At 66.8% G+C, this 19,613-nt stretch carries 19 protein-coding genes; 4 read left to right on the top strand and 15 right to left on the bottom strand.

The genetic code is table 11. The features are described 5' to 3' along the window. The first annotated feature begins 89 nt into the window (after positions 1-89). On the top strand, positions 90-1,034 hold the full coding sequence (locus tag ABZ942_RS08375; protein WP_357380036.1) for a DMT family transporter: 945 nt from the start codon (positions 90-92) through the stop codon (positions 1,032-1,034). 75 nt (positions 1,035-1,109) lie between these two features. On the opposite strand, the gene ABZ942_RS08370 is transcribed toward ABZ942_RS08375, so the two are convergent. Further along, positions 1,110-2,681 carry a Rieske 2Fe-2S domain-containing protein gene (locus ABZ942_RS08370; protein WP_357380035.1) on the bottom strand — a complete coding sequence of 524 codons (1,572 nt, stop codon included), beginning with the start codon at positions 2,679-2,681 and terminating at the stop codon, positions 1,110-1,112. An 87-nt stretch (positions 2,682-2,768) separates the two neighbouring features. Next, positions 2,769-3,569 carry a hypothetical protein gene (locus tag ABZ942_RS08365; protein WP_357380034.1) on the bottom strand — a complete coding sequence of 267 codons (801 nt, stop codon included), beginning with the start codon at positions 3,567-3,569 and terminating at the stop codon, positions 2,769-2,771. Between the two features lie 299 nt (positions 3,570-3,868). On the opposite strand from ABZ942_RS08365, the gene ABZ942_RS08360 reads away from it, so the two are divergent. Together ABZ942_RS08360 and ABZ942_RS08355 are read left to right on the top strand one after the other, a co-directional pair. Then, positions 3,869-4,615 carry a lysophospholipid acyltransferase family protein gene (locus tag ABZ942_RS08360; RefSeq protein WP_357380033.1) on the top strand — a complete coding sequence of 249 codons (747 nt, stop codon included), beginning with the start codon at positions 3,869-3,871 and terminating at the stop codon, positions 4,613-4,615. 14 nt (positions 4,616-4,629) lie between these two features. Next, on the top strand, positions 4,630-5,382 hold the full coding sequence (locus ABZ942_RS08355; protein ID WP_357380032.1) for a lysophospholipid acyltransferase family protein: 753 nt from the start codon (positions 4,630-4,632) through the stop codon (positions 5,380-5,382). A gap of 10 nt (positions 5,383-5,392) precedes the next feature. Here ABZ942_RS08355 and ABZ942_RS08350 read toward each other — a convergent pair whose 3' ends face one another. Next, positions 5,393-6,253, bottom strand: coding sequence for a helix-turn-helix domain-containing protein (locus tag ABZ942_RS08350; RefSeq protein ID WP_357380371.1), 861 nt, complete (start codon positions 6,251-6,253; stop codon positions 5,393-5,395). Between the two features lie 95 nt (positions 6,254-6,348). Between ABZ942_RS08350 and ABZ942_RS08345 the strand changes: the two genes are divergently transcribed. Then, on the top strand, positions 6,349-7,239 hold the full coding sequence (locus ABZ942_RS08345) for an SDR family oxidoreductase (RefSeq protein WP_357380031.1): 891 nt from the start codon (positions 6,349-6,351) through the stop codon (positions 7,237-7,239). Between the two features lie 312 nt (positions 7,240-7,551). On the opposite strand, the gene ABZ942_RS08340 is transcribed toward ABZ942_RS08345, so the two are convergent. The 12 genes from ABZ942_RS08340 to ABZ942_RS08285 form a co-directional block, all read right to left on the bottom strand. Next, positions 7,552-9,798 carry a heavy metal translocating P-type ATPase gene (locus ABZ942_RS08340; RefSeq protein WP_357380030.1) on the bottom strand — a complete coding sequence of 749 codons (2,247 nt, stop codon included), beginning with the start codon at positions 9,796-9,798 and terminating at the stop codon, positions 7,552-7,554. A gap of 54 nt (positions 9,799-9,852) precedes the next feature. Beyond that, positions 9,853-10,827 (bottom strand): hypothetical protein, encoded by a 975-nt coding sequence (locus ABZ942_RS08335; RefSeq protein ID WP_357380029.1) that lies wholly within the window; start codon positions 10,825-10,827, stop codon positions 9,853-9,855. A gap of 30 nt (positions 10,828-10,857) precedes the next feature. Then, entirely contained in the window at positions 10,858-11,067 is a 210-nt protein-coding gene (locus ABZ942_RS08330; protein ID WP_357380028.1) for a heavy metal-associated domain-containing protein, read from the bottom strand. A gap of 219 nt (positions 11,068-11,286) precedes the next feature. Next, positions 11,287-12,003 carry a sterol desaturase family protein gene (locus ABZ942_RS08325; RefSeq protein WP_357380027.1) on the bottom strand — a complete coding sequence of 239 codons (717 nt, stop codon included), beginning with the start codon at positions 12,001-12,003 and terminating at the stop codon, positions 11,287-11,289. Positions 12,004-12,025: 22 nt separating this feature from the next. Continuing rightward, a complete protein-coding gene (locus tag ABZ942_RS08320; RefSeq protein WP_357380026.1) occupies positions 12,026-12,748 on the bottom strand; it encodes a GntR family transcriptional regulator in 723 nt (240 codons plus the stop codon). 89 nt (positions 12,749-12,837) lie between these two features. After that, positions 12,838-13,221: a hypothetical protein gene (locus ABZ942_RS08315; protein WP_357380025.1), complete on the bottom strand. Its 384-nt coding sequence runs from the start codon at positions 13,219-13,221 to the stop codon at positions 12,838-12,840. Positions 13,222-13,224: 3 nt separating this feature from the next. Next, on the bottom strand, positions 13,225-13,887 hold the full coding sequence (locus tag ABZ942_RS08310) for a hypothetical protein (RefSeq protein ID WP_357380024.1): 663 nt from the start codon (positions 13,885-13,887) through the stop codon (positions 13,225-13,227). Beyond that, complete coding sequence (locus tag ABZ942_RS08305) at positions 13,884-15,566, bottom strand: ABC transporter family substrate-binding protein (RefSeq protein WP_357380023.1); 1,683 nt, start codon at positions 15,564-15,566, stop codon at positions 13,884-13,886. The genes ABZ942_RS08310 and ABZ942_RS08305 overlap by 4 nt, the downstream gene beginning before the upstream one ends. 32 nt (positions 15,567-15,598) lie before the next feature. After that, the gene (locus ABZ942_RS08300) at positions 15,599-15,733 is read right to left on the bottom strand and encodes a hypothetical protein (protein ID WP_357380022.1); all 135 of its coding nucleotides are present in this window, start codon (positions 15,731-15,733) and stop codon (positions 15,599-15,601) included. A 12-nt stretch (positions 15,734-15,745) separates the two neighbouring features. Then, a complete protein-coding gene (locus ABZ942_RS08295) occupies positions 15,746-17,626 on the bottom strand; it encodes an ABC transporter ATP-binding protein (RefSeq protein WP_357380021.1) in 1,881 nt (626 codons plus the stop codon). Further along, a complete protein-coding gene (locus ABZ942_RS08290; protein ID WP_357380020.1) occupies positions 17,623-18,543 on the bottom strand; it encodes an ABC transporter permease in 921 nt (306 codons plus the stop codon). The genes ABZ942_RS08295 and ABZ942_RS08290 overlap by 4 nt, the downstream gene beginning before the upstream one ends. Then, positions 18,540-19,517 (bottom strand): ABC transporter permease, encoded by a 978-nt coding sequence (locus ABZ942_RS08285; protein WP_357380019.1) that lies wholly within the window; start codon positions 19,515-19,517, stop codon positions 18,540-18,542. The genes ABZ942_RS08290 and ABZ942_RS08285 overlap by 4 nt, the downstream gene beginning before the upstream one ends. Positions 19,518-19,613: the final 96 nt, after the last annotated feature.

Here is a 19,613-nt window from a genome sequence, read left to right as displayed (position 1 = left end):
GCGAGCAAATCCATGCGCGGTTCGACGCGATGGAGGGCGCATCGGTGCGAGGGGTGTGCGGCGGTAGCGTGCCTAGGGTGATCGCGCGGGTGAGGTTGGGGCTTGGGTTCGGGTTCTGCATCGGTGCGGGAGTGGCGGTGCAGGGGCGGATCAATGGTGCGCTCGGGGCGCGGCTGGATGATGGAATTGCTGCGGCCACCATTAGTTTCGGGTCTGGTTTGTTGATTCTGGTGATCGCGTTCGTGTTCAGTGGTCGTCTGCGCGAGGGGGCGGCAAAGGTTCGGACCGCGCTGTCGGCGGGGACCTTGCGGCCGTGGCATCTGCTCGGCGGGCTCTGTGGCGCCTTCTTCGTCGCGTGCCAGGGGCTTACCGTCGCGGCGATCGGCGTCACCGCGTTCACCGTCGCCGTCGTCGCGGGTCAACTCCTGAGCAGCTTGGTGGTCGACCGCCTCGGCGTCGCCCCGAGTGGCCGAACTCCGGTCACCGTGTTGCGGTTCGGCGGTGCCGCGCTGGGCGTAGTCGCGGTGTTGATCGCCGGGGTCGGCCGCTCAGGAGCACCGGCCGGAGCACTCTCGGTCCCTGACTCCCTGCACGGCGCACCGACCGCACTGCTGATCATCCTGCCCGCACTGGCCGGCGTCGGGCTGGCCTGGCAGCAAGCAGTGAATGGTCGCGTCGGCGAGGTCGGCGGCTCGCTCTCGGCCACCTTGGTCAACTTCTGCGTCGGCCTCGCCGCCCTGGTCGTCATCGAGGCCGTCGTGTTGATCGACTCCGGTTTCCCCGACGAATTCCCCACGCAGCCTTGGCTTTATCTCGGCGGCCTGATCGGCATCGCCTTCATCGCACTGGCCGCCGTCACCGTCCGCTGGATCGGAGTCCTCCTGCTCGGCCTGACTTCCGTTGCAGGCCAACTCCTGATGTCGATCGCCCTGGACATCGCCACCCCAACCAGCGCGGGTCTGTCGGTCACCGCGGTAGTGGGGAGTGCCCTGACCTTGGTTGCCGTCGGCATCGCCACCCGCTCGCACAGCTGACGCCGATCGAGTGGCACACGGTGGCGAGCAGCGCTCGTCGTGGTGTGCCACTCGCGCACCTGGATGCGCGTGCCGTTAACTCAGCTTGCGCGACCGCAATTCGTGACCCTTCGACGTCTTGCAACGTCCCGATTCCAGATCCCACTGCCAGCCGTGCAGGTTGCAGGTAAGCGTATTACCTTCCACCACACCGAATTTCGACAAATCCGCCTTGAGGTGCGGGCAGCGGCGCTGCACCTCCCAGCCGGCCAGCTCGGTCGAGGCGGAATCGTCGTGCGCCTCGGAGAACCAGCCGTCGGCGTAGGCGATGCGCTCGTCGGTAAGACATTTGAAGAAGGTGTAGAGGAATTCGTTGTAGCCGCCGATCCGCCACGCCTGGAAACGGGTGGACAGGAAAATGGTGTTCACCCAGTCGGGTTCGTTGTCCCGCAGCACGGTACGCACCAGTTCGGGGGCGATGCGGAAACCGTAGCGGTACTTGCCTTCTCCCTCGATGGCCCCGCGCACCACGCGCTTGGGGAAGTCGAGCACCACGGTTTCGTCGCCGATCACCAGGCCGACGGGATAGCCGATGCCGTCGCAGATCAGATCGCTCTGCGCCATGATCGGCTCGAACAGTTTCTGCAGCGGACCCAGCAGCGGCCCGTCACCTGCAGGAGCGGAGCCTGCGGAGCGACCAGCAGGCCATGCCCAGGATTCCTTTTCTTTTGCGAGCACCGGCGCGAGACGCTGCGCCATCAACTCGATGTATTCGGCCTTGTTGTCGTAGACCAGCCCTGGCTCGAACGGATGGGTCAATTCCAGCTCGGCCCCGCGCACGTCGGCGACGGATCCGGGGATCATCAGGATCCCGCCCTCGTTGCCGTGGATCCGCATCTGATCCAGGAACACCATCTGGTCCGGGAAGATATTGCCCTCGTCGCCGCGATCGTCGTTCAGGTAGCGCAGCTCGTCGTCCAGGAACACCGGCGGCCCGGCCGACGGCACCACCCAGGTGGCCCCGACCTGCTCGATGTAGCTGCGGCACCGGTCCATGCCGCGCTGTCGTTTCTGCTTGCCGAAGTTCGACTTGGTCCGGCTCGGGATGTCGTAGACCATCGGGTACCAGATGGCGCCCGAGTACTGCAGCAGGTGGATATCGATGTGGCCGAACGAGTCGTGCAGCACGTCCATGTCGACCGGGCGGGCGTCGTTCATGTTGAAGCAGGTGGTCTCGCCGTCGGAGACGACCAGCCCGGAGTCGCCGATCGGCCCGTCGGCGGGCGCGCGCAACGCGATGATCATGATGTCGAGCTCGGCGCCGTTGCCGGTGATCGTGTGCTTGACCGAGTCCTCGGTCTCGAAGAACTTGTGGAAGCCGAGCTTCTCCAGCTCGCGCTTCAGATCCGGCACCGGGTAGTCCGGCAGCAGCACCGTCGCGTCCTTGTTGACGTGCTCGGCCAGGTTCGCCGCGTCGAAGTGGTCGCGGTGCAGATGCGAGACGTAGAGGAAATCGCAATTGCCCAGCTCGTCCCAGTCCAGCTGGGTGTTGTCGGGAAACGGGAACCACGAACCGAAGTACGCGGGGTTGACCCAGGGGTCACAAAGGATCGACCCCGCCGCGGTGCGGATGTGGAATCCGGCGTGTCCGACGCTGGTGATCTGCACGAGCTGCTCCTCCTACCGTTACCAGCCATCCAGGGTAATGGCTGTATGGAACTACCAGGCGCTCGCGGTGCCCATGCCGAGCGCGGTTTACGGGGAGACGTCGCCGATGCAGTAGCCCTGCGTCCCGGAGATCAGGGTGAACGTGCGGGTCTGGGTTGCCCCCGCGGCGTTGGTGACCGGAACAAAGACGGCGATGTAGTCCCCGCGCAGTGGTTCGGACCGGATCTCCTGGTCGGCGAACTTGGTGACGCCGGTCAGCTTGCCCGGGTTGTCGGCCAGCGGCGCGGCGATCGACTTGCCGGTGCCGGTGGGATCCCAGCTCGCCGGGGCCGCCTTGCAGACCAGCGGGTAGGTGCCCTCCTGGTCGGCGGCGTCCAGCGGAGCGCCGACCAAGCGGGCCAGGTAACGCCGCACCGTGTGCCTGGCGTCGGCGTCGTCGTACTCGATGTCCGCGCCCGCCGTGGCGACTCGGGGGCAGGCGTAGCCGGTGTCGAGCGCGGCCCGGTCGACGGCGACGGTGGTGGTCCGGGACTTCCAGGTGATGGCGTCCGGCGTCGCGGTGCCCGGCTGGGCGAGGGCGGCCAGGATGGGCTGGTCGTCGGCGTACATGGTGGCCACGGTCTTCGGCGCGATGGTCCAGCACTTGGCCTGCAATTGAGCGACGGTGCTCGTCTTCAGGTCGGCGGCCCAACGCTGCACGGCGGCAGGCAGTTCGGCGACCGGGCCGACCGAGGGACTCGCCGAGGTGGTCGGTGCCGGAGTGCTCTGGGTGGACGGGACGGCAGTCGCCGGTGTTCCGATCGAGGCCGTGGCCTTTACCGGCTCTTCGTTCGGAATGCCGACCGCCGAGTCGCATCCCGCAAGCACCAAGGCCCCGGTGATCGCCAAGCCGCCGGCCAGTACCCGCCGACCAAGTGCGCCCGGCGTCCGCTCTGGTCGCGAGGTAGTAGCACGAATCGCGGCCGAAATCGGGTGGCTGATTCGAGGGGAGGCGGGCGCTGTCCTGCCGAGGTGATCCGGTGTTTTCCGGTCGCGTCCAGGTGGATTCAGATGGGCGCTTGGCACTTCGACGATCCTCTTCTCTACAGCGTGCGACGGGCCGATCGAGCCGCCCTAACCCTGATGTGACCCTATAAAGCAGCGGCCCACTGCCGGATGGGACAGTCAGCGACTACGCTAGCGGAATTGTGGAACCCGTCTACCGGACGATCATCGGCCTTGCCCGTACCGTCTTCTTCGTCGAAGGCCTGAAGTTCACCGTCAAGGGCGCTGAACATATCCCCGCGCAGGGTGGTGCCGTGCTCGCGGTCAACCACACCGGATACATGGACTTCACCTACGCGGGCCTACCGGTGCGCACGCCCAAGCGCTACATCCGGTTCATGGCCAAAAAAGAGGTCTTCGACGACAAGATCTCCGGCCCGATCATGCGCGCGCTCAAGCACATTCCGGTCGATCGGGGCGCGGGCGCTGACTCCTATAAAGCCGCGGTCGAATACCTGCAGCGCGGCGAGCTGGTCGGCGTATATCCCGAGGCGACCATCAGCCGCAGCTTCGAGATCAAGGACTTCAAGTCCGGTGCCGCGCGGATGGCCATCGAATCCGGCGTGCCGATCATCCCGATCGTCATCTGGGGCGCGCAGCGGGTGTGGACCAAGGGCTTCCCGAAGCGGCTCGGCCGCACCAACACGCCGATCTCGATCGCGGTCGGCGCGCCGATCCCGCCGTTCGAGCCCGCATCCGAACTGACCGCCAAGCTGCGCTCGACCATGCAGGAAATGCTGCTCGACCTGCAAAAGGACTACACCCACGAGCCGGGCGCGTACTGGGTACCGGCCCGGCTCGGCGGCAGCGCTCCTACCCTGGAGGAGGCCGACGCGCTCGATGCCGCCGAGGCCGCGGAAAAGGCAGCACGGAAGAAGACAGCCTCGTAGTAGCGGAGATTCGGATGGCGCGGGAACCGGTTTACGACATCCTCACCGGCTTGGTTCGCGCCATTTTCCGGTTGCAGGGGCTGCGGATCGACATCGCCGACCAGCACCGGATTCCGAGTGCGGGCGGCGCGGTGCTGGCCGTGAATCACACCGCGTACCTGGACTTCATGGAGGTCGGGCTGGTCGGCCGCAAGTCCGGCCGCAACGTCAGATACATGATGAAGGCCGAGCTCGAGCACGGGATCGTCGGCTTTCTGATGAAGCACTGCAAGGCAATCGGCGTCGACCGCACGGCGGGCGCCGAATCCTATAGTCGCGCGGTACAAGCGCTGCGCGACGGCGAGCTCGTGGTGGTCTATCCCGAGGCGACCATCAGCCGCAGCTTCGAACTGAAGGACTTCAAGTCCGGCGCCGCCCGGATGGCGATCGAAGCCGGCGTCCCGATCATCCCCGTCGTCATCTGGGGCGCCCACCGCGTCTGGACCAAGGACATCCCGAAACAGCTCGGCCGCCACAAGTTCCCGATCAACATCCGCATCGGCGACCCCATCCCACCGGCCGAGCCCCCGGAAACCCTCACCGCCACCCTCCGCACCCACATGGCGGACCTGCTCGCTGAGGCCCAACACGACTACCCCATGGAACCCGGCGCCCGCTGGGTCCCGGCCCGCCTCGGCGGCACCGCCCCCACCCTCGCCGAAGCCGCCGTCCTCGAACAGGAAGAACTAGCCCGCCGCCGAGCCAAGTCCCCACGCCCGAACCCCTGAGCTCGCGCGGTCAGATGCGGTCGAGCGGGCGGCAGGGGGAGGGGGTGGGGACGGCGCCGCGGAGGAATGCGCTCGGCGGGACGCCCATGAGGGTGCGGAAGTCGGCGGTCAGGTGGGATTGGTCGTAGTAGCCGTTGTCTGCGGCGAGTTGCGCGAGGGAGTGCGCTGGCTCGTAATCGACTGTGCTGGCAGGGAATTGAGCTGACGGGGTGTTTCGCGCTTGCGCCAGAATGCGGCGCAGCCGATCGATGCGCGCGAAATGCTTGGGGGAGACGCCTACTCCGGCGGTGAACAGGTTGCGGAGTTGGCGTTCGCTGACGGCGAGGTCGCTCGCCAACGCACGCACCGAACGCCCGTGCGGATCCGCCGACAGCGCCGCGACGGCCGAGCGGAGTACCTCGCGTTGGGTGCGTCGGGTCGCATCCTCGGAGATGCGTTGTGGCAGATTATCTTCCAGGAATCCGAAGACTTCGTCGGCGCTCAGCTCGATCAGCTCGTCGGCGAGATCGGCGGCGACGCCGGGCAGCTCGGCGAGGCGGACGACTCGATCGGTGAGCAGCATCGCGGGCACGCCGAACAGGGGCCTGGCCGCGCCGTGCGTCAAGCGCAGTCGCAGGCAGGACGCGGGCTTACTCGGATGGGAGTAGAGCGCCTTGGTCTGCGGCCCGATGACGAGCGCCTCGCGCGGCCCGCCCTCCTGCGAGCGCAGCACGATCGTGGTCGCGGCCTGCGGGACATGCGCGAACGATTCGGCGAGGTCACGCACCGTCGGAATGCGTCCGAGTTCGGTGAACCACGGCCGCAACGACTCCGGCGCGGGGACCGTCGTCTCGACGAGGTCGGCGGTCACGACGGGCGCCGTGCGCAGCATGGTGGTCACCGAATCCACTGTAGGCACTCGGCGGCGCGGCGGCTGTGCCGAAATCTCCTAGAGAACCCGGTGGTCCGCACGGCAGCGTTGGGCTCATGATTCTGATCACCGGTGCCACGGGCACCATCGGCAGCGAAATCGTCCGGCAATTGGTGGCGCGCGGCGAGCAGGTCCGGGCCGTCACCCGCGACCCGGCGCGGGCGCAACTGCCCGCAGGTGTCGAGGTGGTGCGCGGCGACTACCACGACCCGGCCTCGATCGAGGCGGCCGCGAAGGGCGTCGACGCCGCGTTCATCGTCGGCATCCTCGGCCCCGAATACGTCGACGCCGATCGAACCTTGATCACCACCGCGCGGGACGCCGGCGCCCAACGCATCGTGAAGCTCTCCGCCATCGGCACCGGTGCGGACGCGGTCGGCCGGATCGGGACCTGGCATCTGCCCGGCGAACAGGCGGCGCGCGCGAGCGGCGTCGAATGGACCATCCTGCGCCCGAGTTCGTTCGCCTCGAACACCCTGAGCTGGGCCGACGCTATCCGCAACGGCCAGCCCGTGCCCAGCATGACCGGCAGCGGTCAGCAGGGCGTCGTCGATCCGCGCGATGTCTCCGCGGTCGCGGTGGCGGCCCTGACCTCGTCCGATCACGCGGGACAGATCTATACCCTCACCGGCCCGGAGCTGCTGACCAGCGCGGACCAGGTGGCCGTGCTGGCCAGGGTGCTCGGCCAACCGCTCGAAGTCGTCGACGTACCGGAAGCGGCCGCCCGCGAGCACCTGCGCGGCGCAGGACTGTCGGAGGCCTTCATCGACGGCGCCCTCGCCGGTCAGGAGTATGTCCGCAGCGGCGGCAACGCCATCGTCACCGACGATCTGCGCCAGGCCCTCGGCCGCGCACCACGCACCTACGCAGAGTGGGCCGCCGACCATGCCGCGGCGTTCCGCGAAGCGCCGCCGGCGGGTTCCCGTGGCCGAGGAACTATCGCGTAGCTGCGCATTGTCTGCGCCGAATCGCCGGCTGTGAATCGGCTGGCAATTGCGCGGGAGGTTGCCGAGAGTTCCGCGGCGACCATTGTGGAGTGCTGTTGGGCGGCAGTAACTTTCGCTTGCCGATCAATGGCTCGATGGAAGGTCGAAATCATGCTTGCTCTGCTTGCCCTATTGGGTGCGACTGGTAGCGCCGCCGCGGCGTGGGGTACTGGAAGTGCCGCAATGGCATTGGGAAACAGCGGCGTCCTGCAGTAGCCCGAAACGCCGAACGGGACGGCACCTTTGGATGCCGTCCCGTCGGGTTTCCCAGCGTTACCGCGCGGTGGAACGGAACGTGCGCAGCCGCAGGCTGTTGCTCACCACGAAGACCGAGGAGAACGCCATGGCGGCGCCCGCGAGCATCGGGTTGAGCAAGCCGGCCATGGCCAGCGGGATGGCGGCGACGTTGTAGGCGAAGGCCCAGAACAGGTTGCCCTTGATGGTGCCGAGGGTCCGGCGGGACAGCCGGATCGCATCGACCGCGGCGCGCAGATCGCCACGAACCAGCGTGAGATCGCTGGCCTCGATGGCCACATCGGTGCCGGTGCCCATGGCCAAGCCGAGATCGGCCTGCGCCAGGGCCGCGGCATCGTTGACGCCGTCACCGACCATCGCGACGACCCTGCCCTCGGCTTGTAACCGCTTGACCGTATCGACCTTGTCCTGCGGCAGCACCTCCGCGATCACCTCATCGATGCCCACCTGCGCGGCGATCGCCGCGGCGGCGGCCGCGTTGTCACCGGTCAGCATGATCGGCGTGAGCCCGAGCGCCCGCAGCTGCGAAATCGCTTGGGCCGAGGTCGGTTTCACCGCATCGGCGACGACGAGCACGCCGCGCGCCTTGCCGTCCCAGCCCACCGCCACCGCGGTCTTGCCCTCGGCCTCGGCGGCCCGCATGGCCTGTTCCAACTCGGCGTCCAGGTGCTGCGCCCAGTCGGCGAGCAGCCTGGCCCGCCCGACGATCACCGCGTGACCGTTCACCACGCCCTGCACCCCGAGGCCCTCGACATTCGCGAAGTCCTCGACCGCTTGCAGCGCACCGACTTTGTCACTGGCACCCTTGGCGATCGCCTGCGCGATCGGGTGTTCGGACGAATCTTCCAGCGCCCCAGCGAGAGCGAGCACCTCGCCGCTGTCTTCACCAACGGCCGCAACGACATCCAGCAGCGTCATCCGGCCGGTGGTGACGGTGCCCGTCTTGTCGAGCACCACGGTGTCCACCCGCCTGGTCGATTCCAGCACTTCCGGCCCCTTGATCAGGATGCCGAGCTGCGCGCCGCGACCGGTGCCGACCATCAGCGCGGTCGGCGTGGCCAGCCCGAGGGCGCATGGGCAGGCGATGATCAGCACCGCGACCGCGGCGGTGAAGGCCGCCGCGACGGAACCGCCGGTGCCGAACCAGAATCCGAGCGTCGCGACCGACAGCGCGATCACGATCGGCACGAAGATGCCGGAGATCTGGTCGGCCAACCGCTGGGCCTGCGCCTTTCCGGTCTGCGCGTCCTCGACCAGCTTCGCCATCTGGGCCAGCTGGGTGTCCGAGCCGATCCGGCTGGCACGCACCACGATCCGCCCGCCGACGTTCACCGTGGCGCCGACCACCGCGTCGTCCGTCCCGACCTCTACCGGCACCGACTCACCGGTCAGCATCGAGGCGTCGACCGCCGAGGAGCCCTCGACCACTACACCGTCGGTGGCGATCTTTTCACCGGGACGAACCACGAACTGATCGCCAACGGCCAACTGCTCCACCGGTATCCGCTGCTCGGCCCCGTCCCGCAGCACGGAAACCTCTTTGGCGCCGAGCTCCAGCAGGGCTCGCAGTGCCGCACCGGCCCGCCGCTTGGACCGCGCCTCGAAGAAGCGTCCGGCCAGGATGAACGTGGTGACGCCCGCCGCGGCCTCGAGGTAGATGCTGCCGGTGCCGTCCATCCGGGAGATGGTGAACTCGAACGGGTGCTTCATGCCCGGCATGCCCGCGGTGCCCCAGAACAGCGCGTACAGCGACCAGCCGAATGCGGCGAGCGTGCCCATCGACACCAGCGTGTCCATGGTGGCGGTGCCGTGGCGCAGATTGGTCAGCGCGGCCCGGTGGAACGGCAGCGCGCCCCACACCACGACCGGCGCGGCCAGCGTGAGCGACAGCCACTGCCAGTTGGTGAACTGCAGCGCGGGGATCATCGCCATCGCGATGACCGGCACCGTCAGCACCAGCGAGACGAGCAGCCGGGTGCGCAACGCGGCGGTCGGATCACTCTCGGCGGCAACGGTTTCCGCGACCTTCGGGGTGGGCAGCGTCGCACTGTATCCGGCCTGCTCGACCGTCGCGATCAGTTCCGCCGGCGAGACATCGCCGGTGACATTCACCCGAGCCTTCTCGGTCGCGTAGTTCACCGTCGCGGTGACACCGTCGAGCTTGTTCAGCTTCTTCTCGATGCGATTGGCGCAGGACGCGCAGGTCATGCCGCCGATCACCAGTTCGACCTGCCCGATGCCGGGTGGTTGTGCCGTGGTGGTCATCATGAGCTCCGTTCTGTGCGGCACGGTAGTGGATGCGGGGCGGCCCCGCGACGATCAGTGGCTGTGCGCCGGTTCCGGTGCGGGCGCGCCGTGTCCGGTGTGCGCCGGCTCGGGAGTGGGTGCGCCGCCGTGCCCGTCGTGTGTCACGGGCTCGGCCGCCGTGGTGTCCTGGCCGACGGTCAGGGTGAATTCGGCCGTGCGAACCACTCCTTCGTGCTGGAAGTCGAGGAACAGGCGGTAGTCGCCCGCGCTCGGCGCGGTGACATAGAAGGTGATGCCGGGTCCGGCCGGGGTGACGCCGTCGCCGGGGTGGCCGTCCGGGTGTACGTGCAGGTAGGCGAGGTCGGCGGTGCGCAGCGCGACCAGGTGACCGTACGCCGCCAGGTAGGGCTGCAGGTCGGTGACCGGCTTGCCGTCCCGGCTCACCGACAGCGTGACCTTCGAGGCCCGGCCGGCGGCGACGGTGCCGTCGAGGGTGACCGTGTAGCCGCCGACGGTTGTGGTGGTCGACGCGGCAGGCAGCGGCTGCGGGTCGTAGTTGCCCGCGACGCGCAGATCGGCGCCGAGGGTCAGGTTCCGACCGCCCTCGGGGATGAAGTCGGCGAACACTCGGTAGTCACCCGCGCGGGTGAGATCCAGTGGGACGCTCCAGGTTCCGTCGTCGCCGAGGACCGGGTGCACGTGCTGGAAGGCGACCATGTCGCGCCGGACCACGATCAGGTGCAGGTTCTTGTCGTGGTTGGGCTGGTAGTGGGTGACCGGTGTGCCGTCCTGGTTCAGGATGCGAAAGCGCAGCGGGACATTCGGCGCAGCGGTGGTGCGCGCGGTGTCGAGCTGCAGGGTGTATCCGCTTTCGGTGGTCATCGTTCCTCCGGGTGTCTGGTCGGGGCGGGCGCTGGGCTCGTCCTCGTGAGCGGGTGATTCAGGGGCGGCGGGATCGGGGCCGATCGCCGCGCCGGTGGCAATGGCGATCCCGAAGACGGCGGCCAGGCCGAGGGCGAAGCCGGCGAACTTGGTGGATGCGTTCATCGGATGCTCGGTTTCCGGGTGGTCGCGGCGTCAGCCTGCGACGGCATAGCCGGCCTGGTCGATGGCGGCGACGATCGCGTCGCGCTCGATCGTGCCTGCGGCTTCGACGGTGACTCGGCCGGTGGGCAGGTCGACCGTGACGCCGTCGACGCCATCGATCCGGCCGATCCCGTCGCGCACTCGGTTGGCGCAGCCGCCGCAGGTCATTCCGGTAACGGTGACGGTGATCGCGGTGCTCATGGTGTCTCTCCTTCTGCGGCGACGGCCTCCGCCGTGCTCATGACAGTTACCATACCCCCCTAGGGTACTTCGTCAAGACGGAGTTTCGCGGAGATCGGAGTGCGCCTGCTCACAGTCGAGAGAAAGGGCTGGTGGGGCCCATCGGCGGGCGATTCGACGACATGAAAAAGCCGCCGCCCTGCGGGATCAGGGCGACGGCTCGTGCTGACGGTGGTCGGGTCAGCCTGCGTGCAGCTTTCGTGCAGTAGGGGAGGCTTCGGTGTCGGCCGGGTCGGGGTGGGTGCCGAAAAGACGGTCGGCGGTGCCGGAGGTGGTGACGGTGAACCAGTAGTGTTCGTTCTTGTAGTGGTGGTGGCGGTGGTTACGCCAAACCGCGCGGTACAGCGAGCCTTTCGGCTTGTAGTCGGTGTGGATGAGGTAGTGGGTCCACTCATAGCCGAGGCCGAGGACCGTGATGGCGAGCAGGAAGGTCAGGCCGAGGCCCAGACGCGGGAAAGCAAAGGCGGCCAGCGTGATCAAGACGACCACCAGCACCGACAGCGTTCTGGTCGGGATGAAGATCAGCGGGATATCGCGCGGATCGACGTGGTGCTCGCGATGTTTACGAGCCAGCTCGCTGTCGATCGGGATCGGGCCGAGTTGCCTCGGCCGCCAGTGCAATACGGTAACGTGCACGATCCATTCGAAGACCGGGAACACCGCGAGCATCGCCGCGGGCACCAGTGCGTCGGTCAAATGCCAGTCGCCGACCAGGATTCGGCCGATCAGCGCCGCGATCAAGGTGAGGCCGATGAGCCATGGCGAGGGATGGCGGAGGAACTCGCGGAAGGCCGCGTCGAGGGTGAGTCCACGGCGCAGTGCCCGTTCGTCGTTGCGCACCCGCGCACGGGCGTTCGTCTCGACCGAATCCGGTTGGGAGGAATGGGATTTCGTCATGGTTTTCCTAGGTGAAGCGTGATCAGTGTCCGCCGAGGACCTCGATCAGTGCGGTGGTCGCCGGTTCGAGCAACGCCCGAGCGAGATCGGCGGCCTCTTGCGGCCGGCCCGCCACAATGGCGGCGGTCAATTCGCGGTAGGCCTCGACATTGCCCACCTCGGCGGACATGATCGGGGCCAGCGCCGCGAGCGCTGGTTCATAAGCGGCGCGCAACATGTTGAACATCAACCGGAACACGATCGAGTCGGCCGCGTCGACGACGTGATCCCAGAACTCCATCGCATGCCGCTGCTGCGCCACCGGATCTCGTTCCGCGGCAAGCGCTTCCACGCTCTCCGTCAATGCGGTGCCAACCGTCGCGGAATCTGTCGCCCCGAGTCGGACGGCAGCAAGTTCGGCCACCTTCGGCCCGTTGTGCAACCGCGCCTCCAGAATGCTGCGCGCCACACCCGGATCCAACTCCCCGGCCTGCACCAGCAACCGAGGCAAAACCTCCAGACCGGCCCCGCGCCGATAATCCAGCACGGTCGTCGCATCCCCCTGCCGCACCGCGACCAACCCCGCCGCCGCCAGCCGCTGCAACGCCTCCCGCACCGCAGGCCGCGACACCCCCAACGCCTCGGCCAACTGTCGCTCGCTGGGCAACGTCGCCCCCGGCGCCAACTCCCCACTCAACACATCCGCCGCGATCTGCTCGAAAACATCCCCCGACACCGACCGCTTGACCACAGGTTGCAACGCCATACCCCACTGTGTGCCCAAATAGGTCAGGAGGTCAAGTGGTCAGACCAATTCAGTTCGACGGGCACTCGCCTCCGCACCCCGTGAGTGGTCTAGGAGCGGTTGGGCCAGGTACGCCACGGCAGCAACAGCGAGCTGCTCAGCAGGGCGACCGCCGCGCAGCCGATCGCGAAACGGACGCTGGTAACGGTGGCCAGCGTCGCGAAGCACAGGAGGTTCGTGCCGATCATGACCGGACGTTTGCGGCGGAATTCGACAAATGGGCTGAGTGGCACCGCGACAGCGGCGCTGACCACGGCCGACAATGCCGCGAGCAGCGAGACTCGAAAGTCGGACGACCTCAGCACAATGATCGCGATCAACGGCAATGCGCCGGTACTGAGCGAACTTCCGAGCTGACTGACCGTGAACGCGCCCCACAGCCGATGAAAGTCCTTGGGGAGCTTCGCCTCCGTCAGCGTGGACTGTGCGATCAAGGCTCAGCTCGGATCGGAGCCGCGGATTGCGGAGAGCCAGAGGGCGGTGGCGGCCGCGACGCAGGTGGCGGCGAGGAAGGTGGTGAAGTTACCGCCGTCGATGTAGATCCACATGAGCGCGGCGAACGGGGCGGCGACGGTGGATTGTGCATCGAGCAGCAGGCGTCGGGGTGTGCGCGTCGCGGTGGTGGTGAGCGCGGGGGCAGCCGGGTCGGGGCGGGATGGATTGTCGATAAGCCGGCCCGGTGGTTCTGTGCTGCGGATGCGGCCGGCTGGATAGAGGCGATGGCCCGCGACGTGGACTGTTCGGTCGGTGAGTTCAGCTCGCGTCTCGGTCATGCTCATCAATGCCGAGTCGAAATAGACCGGGAGCCAACGAGGTCGCCCCGTTCCGCTTATCTCCAGCCACGACCGGCTGACCAGCCGATGCTGTTGGCGAATCCGCGAAATCCCCACGGCGCGTGCCGATCCCGAGGGCCAGAACGCGAGAAGCCCTTGCGCGACAGCGATCCGATAACCCGAGTATCCGATGATCCCCAGCGCCACCGTCGCCAACGCCGCCACCTGGTCCACATCGCCGAACGGCGCCCAGGCGAGGCATACCGCCAGGGCGCCGATCGTCACGCTGATCGGATAGGCCAGGGGATGGCCCGATCCGAAACTCACTTCAAGAAGCCGATTTTCGTGTAGTCGTAGGTGGCCAGGCCCGCCGCACCGAAGTTCGCCAGGTTGTCGCGGACCGCGATATTGCCCGGTGACTGCGTGAGCGGCAACGAGTGCCCCTCCTCGAAGATCTTGCGGTCGACCTGATTGGCCAGTTCGATGGCCTTCTTCGGGTCGAGTTCCGACACCGCCTGCTCGATCAGGGCGTTGAGCTCGGGCGAGCCGATCCGGCCGTAGTTGCCCTGCACGTCATCCGGGTTGTAGCCCCAGATCTGCGAGAGGCTGCTGAGCGGGAACGGGTCACCCACCCAACTCCACTGCCCGACATCGAAGTTGCCCGGAATGATCACGTCGGTGAAAAGGCCGTTGCCCGGCTTGGTCTCGATGTTCAGCTTGACGCCGACCTGCGAAAGGTTCTGCTGGATGATCTGGGCGATCTGGACCCAGACGTCCTGGTTGTACATGACGTCGCGGATTTCCAGCTTGCGGCCGTCCTTTTCCCGGACATTACCGTTGAGCTTCCACCCGAGATCGTCCAGTTCCTTTGCCGCGGCGGCCGGATCGAAGCCGAGGCTGTTGTCCTGGTAGCCCTCTTGGCCGTTCAGGTAGACGTGGTTGTTCATCGGCTTCGGGTTCTCGACCAGGCCGTTCTGGGTAGCGGTCGCGATGGCCTGCCGGTCGATGGCCTTCGAAATCGCCACGCGCAGTTTGGCGTCGGCGAGGATGGAGCCCGGTGCGCCGTTGAACGTCAGATGCGACCACTGGTTGCCCGGCGCGCGGCGCAGCGCGATCCCCGCGGTGTTCTGTGCGGTTTTCAGTTCATCTCGGCTGGCGATGCCGACGGCGTCGATCTCGTTGTTCTGCAGGGCGGGCAGCTGCGCCGAGTTGTCGAGGACGCTGAAGGTGATCGTGTCGAGCTTCGGTTTGTCGCCCCACCACTTCGGGTTGCGGCCCAGCACCACCCGGCCCTGGGCCCGGTCGACGGATTGCACGATGAACGGGCCCGCGCTCGGCCCCGGATCCTGCAGCAGGCTCTTGTTGAAAGCCTCCGGTGTCGCGGTGACCGACTTGGGGTAGAAGAACGTCGTGCCCGCGAATTGTCCACGCCAATCGGCGTAGTGCTTATTGAAGGTGATGACCGCTTGTCGATCGTCTACCCCGCGTTCGACCTTCTCCACCCGGTCGAAGCCGGCATTGGCCGCGATCAGGAACGACTTGTCCACACCGCTCATCGCGTGTGCTTGCGACTGAATATCTTCCCAGGTGATCGGGGTGCCGTCGGACCAGACCGCCTTGGGATTGATCGTGTAGGTGACCACCTGTTTCGGTTCGGTGCTGGTCAGCTGAATATCGGTGAAGTAATCGGTATTCACCGAAAGATTGGCCGCCGCATCGGTCTTGAATGCGCGCGGCATAGTCGGCCGCAACAGAGCGGAGGTGTCGGCGTCGTTTCCGTCGTTGTTGAGCCCGTTCCAGTTCTGCGGGAGCGAGCTGAGCGACAGCCGTAGGTTCCCTCCGTCACGCAGCTCGCTGACATCCTTCGGATTGATGTCGTTCGTAGTCCCGAGCGCATCGGTGGAACCCGCAGGCGCACTGGTGTCGTCGGAACTGCATCCTGCCGCGATCAGCCCGATGGCGACCAGCGGGATCGCCAATCGCGTTGTCCATGAACGAACCCGCATGTTTCGCTCCTTCCCGCAGGGATCCTGCGTAATCACTTGACGAAACCGATTTTGGTGTAGTCGTAGGAGGCCGGCCCGGCCGCCCCGTAATTGGCGAGCTCGGCACGGACACCCACATTGCCCGGCGTTTGATACAGCGGCAGCGAATGCTCTGCTCGGATCGGCATCGTGGTCTCCTTCTATCGACTGACGGCCGGAACCGGGACTGCGTCGATCAGATCGCGCGTGTACCAATGCTGAGGGTCGGCGAAAATCAGTTCCGCCGGGCCGGATTCGACGATCTTGCCGCGATACATCACCGCGATGTCGTGGGCCAGATTGCGAACCACGGACAGGTCGTGCGAGACGAACAGGTAGGACAGCCCACGCTCGATCTGCAAGTCGCGCAACAGGTTCAGCACGCCGGCCTGGATGGACACGTCCAGCGAGGACACCGGTTCGTCCAGCACGAGAATCTCCGGATCCAGCGCCAGCGCGCGGGCAATGCTGATGCGCTGCTTCTGCCCGCCGGAGAAGTCGGCGGGATAGCGTTCGGCGTGATCGCGACGCAGGCCGACCTGTTCGAGCAGTTCCGGTACCCGGCGGGCGATCTCGTCGTGTGGGCGGCCGTCGATGCGCATCGGCTCGGCCAGCGCGTCGAAGATCGGCAGGCGCGGGTCGAGCGAGGCGGTCGGATCCTGGAAGACGATCTGCATCTTCCGGCGGATGTCGCGTTTCTGCGCCTTGCTCAGGGTCGCGACATCGCTGCCCATGATCTCGATGGTGCCCGATTCCGGCTTGACCAGATCGAGAATTTGGCTGAGCGTGGTCGATTTGCCGGAACCGGACTCGCCGACCAGGGCCAGCGTGCGGCCCGCGCGGATCTCGAAGCTGATGCCGTCGACCGCGCGGATCTCGCCCTTGCGGCGCTTGAACAGGATGCCCGCGGTGATCGGAAAGGTCTTCACCAATTCCGAAACCCGAAGCACCACTTGGTCGCTGACCTCGGCCTCGACGCTCGGTTCGGTGACTTCCTGCCGATAGGCCTCGAACAGCGCGTCGCTGCCGACCTCCGCGGTACGGATGCAGGCGGCCGAATGCCCGGGGTTGGTCTTCTCCAGCGGTGGCTCGGCGACCCGGCATTCATCGATCGAGATCGGGCAGCGCGGCGCGAACGAGCAGCCCGGCGGCAGCGCGTGCATGGCGGGCGGTGCGCCGACGATCGGGATCAGCGGCTGGCGGGGCGGGCGGTCCATCCGCGGGATGGAGCCGAGCAGGCCCACCGTGTACGGCATCCGCGGTGCGCTGAAAAGCTCGGTGGTGGTGGCGGTTTCGACGATCTTGCCCGCGTACATCACCGCGACCCGGTCGGCCAGGGTGGCGGCGATACCCATGTCGTGGGTGATCATGATGACGCCCGCGCCGGTGATATCGCGCGCCTTGCGCAGCAGGTTCAGGATCTGCGCCTGCACCGTCACGTCGAGCGCGGTGGTCGGCTCGTCGCAGATGATCAGCGCGGGATCGTTGGCGATCGCCATGGCGATGACCACCCGCTGGCGCATGCCGCCGGAGAACTCGTGTGGAAAAGCCTTGGCGCGCACCTCGGGTTCCTCGATGCCGACCAGGGCGAGCAGCTCGATTGCCTTGGCCGCCGCCTCGGACCGGCTCATCTTGCCGTGTGCCAGCAGGGCTTCGGCGATCTGCTCGCCGACCCGGTACACCGGGGTCAGCGCCGAGAGCGGGTCCTGGAACACCATGCTGATGGAACTGCCACGCAGCCTGGACAATTCGCGATCACCGAGGCCGAGCAGCTCGCGGCCGCGCAGGCGGATCGAGCCGCCGATCCTGGCCTGCTCGGGCAGCAGGCCGATCACCGCGAGCGAGGAGACCGACTTGCCGGAACCGGATTCGCCGACGATGGCGAGCACTTCGCCGTCGGACACGGTGTAGTTGACACCGCGCACCGCCTCGATCCGGCCCTCCTCGCTGGGGAACGAGACGCGCAGGTCGGTGACCTCCAACAGCGGTGCGGTGAAGTTCTTCTCGACCACGACCTTCTCGGTGGGGTCAGCGCCCGTCATACCTTTGCCTTCTTCTTCGAGCGCGCCCGCTTGGCGCTGGGATCGAACGCGTCGCGCAGTCCGTCACCAACCAGGTTGGCGCACAACACGATGGTGATCAGCAGGCCACCGGCGAACAGGAACAGCCACGGATAGGTCAGCGCCGACTTGGTGCCCGACGCGATCAGCGAGCCGAGCGAGACGTCCGGCGGCTGCACGCCGAAACCGAGGAAGCTGAGCCCGGTTTCGGCCATGATGGCCGCGCCGACCGCCAGCGTGGTGTCGATGATCAGGATCGAGGCGATGTTCGGCAGGATGTGGCTGATGATCACGGTGCGCGTCGGCGCGCCCATATACCTTGCGGCTCTCACGAATTCACGGTCGCGCAGGCTGATCGTCAGGCCGCGCACGATGCGCGCGCTGATCATCCAGCCGAACAGACTGAGCAGCAGGATCAGCAGCACAATCGAACTGTTGCCCTTGGTGCGCGGCGCGAACAGCGCGACGATGATGAAGCTCGGCACCACGAGCAGCAGGTCGACCAGCCACATGAGCGCGCGGTCGGTCCAACCGCCGAGCAGGCCTGCGGTCGCGCCCGCCGTCGCGGCGATGGTGGTGGAGATGAGCGCGACGCACAGGCCGATCACCAGCGACTTCTGCATGCCGCGCAGGGTCTGGGCCAGCACGTCCTGGCCGATCTGGGTGGTGCCGAACGGATGTCGGCCGCTCGGCGGTTTCAGCAGGGCGGTGTAGTCCAGCTGCTGGTAGTCGTATTTCAGCAGCGGCGGCAACGCGAAGCTGGCGATGAAGAGCAGGATCAGGATCACCGCGCCGATCACCGCGGGCTTGTTCCGCAGGAAACGGCGCAGCACCAGCTTGCTCCGGCCTGCCGCGGCGGGCTCGGGGGCGCCCTGGACGATGATTTCGGCTTCGGTCATCGGACACGCACCCGGGGATCGAGAAGGGCCAACACGACATCGGAGAGCAAGCCGGACACCAAAACCACCAGTCCGGCGAACGCGGTCACCGTCACCACCGGGTACAGGTCCTGGGCGTTGATCGAATCGACCAGCCACTCACCGACGCCGTGCCAGCCGAAGATCTTCTCGGTGAACGTCGCGCCGGTGATCAGGCCGAGCAGGCTGTAGGCGAACAGCGTCGCCATCGGGATCAACGCGGTGCGCAGGCCGTGCTTGTACAGCGCCTTGCTGCGGGACAAACCCTTGGCGCGGGCGGTGCGAATGAAATCGCTCTGCAACACGTCGAGCATGGCGTTGCGCTGATAGCGGCTGTAGCCCGCCATGCCGCCGAGGGCGAGGCCGGCCGTCGGCAGCACGAGGTGCTGCACCCGATCGAGCAGCTGCGGCCAGAATCCGTCGATCCGATTCGCCGAGGTCTCCCCGGTGTAGAGGAAAATCTGCGACCCGGTGAGCGAATTGATTTCCAGCGCACCGTATTTCAAGAGTGTCGCAAGAAGGAACACCGGGGTACTGAGCACGAGCAACGAGATGATCGTGGTGAAGTAATCACTGAATTTGTACTGCCTGATCGCACCAGCGGCGCCGATCAGGACGCCGAGCACGGTGCCGATCAACGAACCGATGATCAGCAGTCGCAGACTCACCGCGACCCGGCGCGGCAGCTCCTCGCGCACCGGCTGCCCGGCGAGAGTCGTCCCGAAATCCCCTTGCGGTATCCCTTTCAACCAGGTGATATAGCGCTGCGGGATCGGGTCGTTGAGGTGTAATTCCGCCGCCTTGGCATCGATCACCGCCTGCGGTGGGCGCGGATTGCGTTGTTCCAGACTCTCCAGCGGATGGAACGTCAGCGACGCCAAGCTGAAGGTCAGGAACGACGCCAGCAGCAACAGCACGACATAGTGAAGCGCGCGTCGTAGCAGGAAGCCGGTCATCAGTCCTCGTGGTCTTTCGGCTGGACGGACCAGCGTCGAGTATTAGCCCCTGATCATAAGGACGAAGACCCGGACGCGCGTGTCACGCGGGGCTCG

Source organism: Nocardia sp. NPDC046473, from assembly GCF_040645995.1.
Lineage (GTDB): Bacteria > Actinomycetota > Actinomycetes > Mycobacteriales > Mycobacteriaceae > Nocardia.
Note: the sequence above shows the minus strand (reverse complement) of the source record. Positions and strands in the feature narration are given on the sequence as shown.

Coding starts and splice junctions, on each gene's coding strand:
- ABZ942_RS08345 (WP_357380031.1), top strand. CDS start 6,349: ATGATTCTGATCACCGGTGCCACGGGCACCATCGGCAGCGAAATCGTC.
- ABZ942_RS08300 (WP_357380022.1), bottom strand. CDS start 15,733: ATGCCGATCCGAGCAGAGCATTCGCTGCCGCTGTATCAAACGCCGGGC.
- ABZ942_RS08340 (WP_357380030.1), bottom strand. CDS start 9,798: ATGACCACCACGGCACAACCACCCGGCATCGGGCAGGTCGAACTGGTG.
- ABZ942_RS08335 (WP_357380029.1), bottom strand. CDS start 10,827: ATGAACGCATCCACCAAGTTCGCCGGCTTCGCCCTCGGCCTGGCCGCC.
- ABZ942_RS08305 (WP_357380023.1), bottom strand. CDS start 15,566: ATGCGGGTTCGTTCATGGACAACGCGATTGGCGATCCCGCTGGTCGCC.
- ABZ942_RS08350 (WP_357380371.1), bottom strand. CDS start 6,253: ATGCTGCGCACGGCGCCCGTCGTGACCGCCGACCTCGTCGAGACGACG.
- ABZ942_RS08285 (WP_357380019.1), bottom strand. CDS start 19,517: ATGACCGGCTTCCTGCTACGACGCGCGCTTCACTATGTCGTGCTGTTG.
- ABZ942_RS08290 (WP_357380020.1), bottom strand. CDS start 18,543: ATGACCGAAGCCGAAATCATCGTCCAGGGCGCCCCCGAGCCCGCCGCG.
- ABZ942_RS08330 (WP_357380028.1), bottom strand. CDS start 11,067: ATGAGCACCGCGATCACCGTCACCGTTACCGGAATGACCTGCGGCGGC.
- ABZ942_RS08325 (WP_357380027.1), bottom strand. CDS start 12,003: ATGACGAAATCCCATTCCTCCCAACCGGATTCGGTCGAGACGAACGCC.
- ABZ942_RS08295 (WP_357380021.1), bottom strand. CDS start 17,626: ATGACGGGCGCTGACCCCACCGAGAAGGTCGTGGTCGAGAAGAACTTC.
- ABZ942_RS08355 (WP_357380032.1), top strand. CDS start 4,630: ATGGCGCGGGAACCGGTTTACGACATCCTCACCGGCTTGGTTCGCGCC.
- ABZ942_RS08320 (WP_357380026.1), bottom strand. CDS start 12,748: ATGGCGTTGCAACCTGTGGTCAAGCGGTCGGTGTCGGGGGATGTTTTC.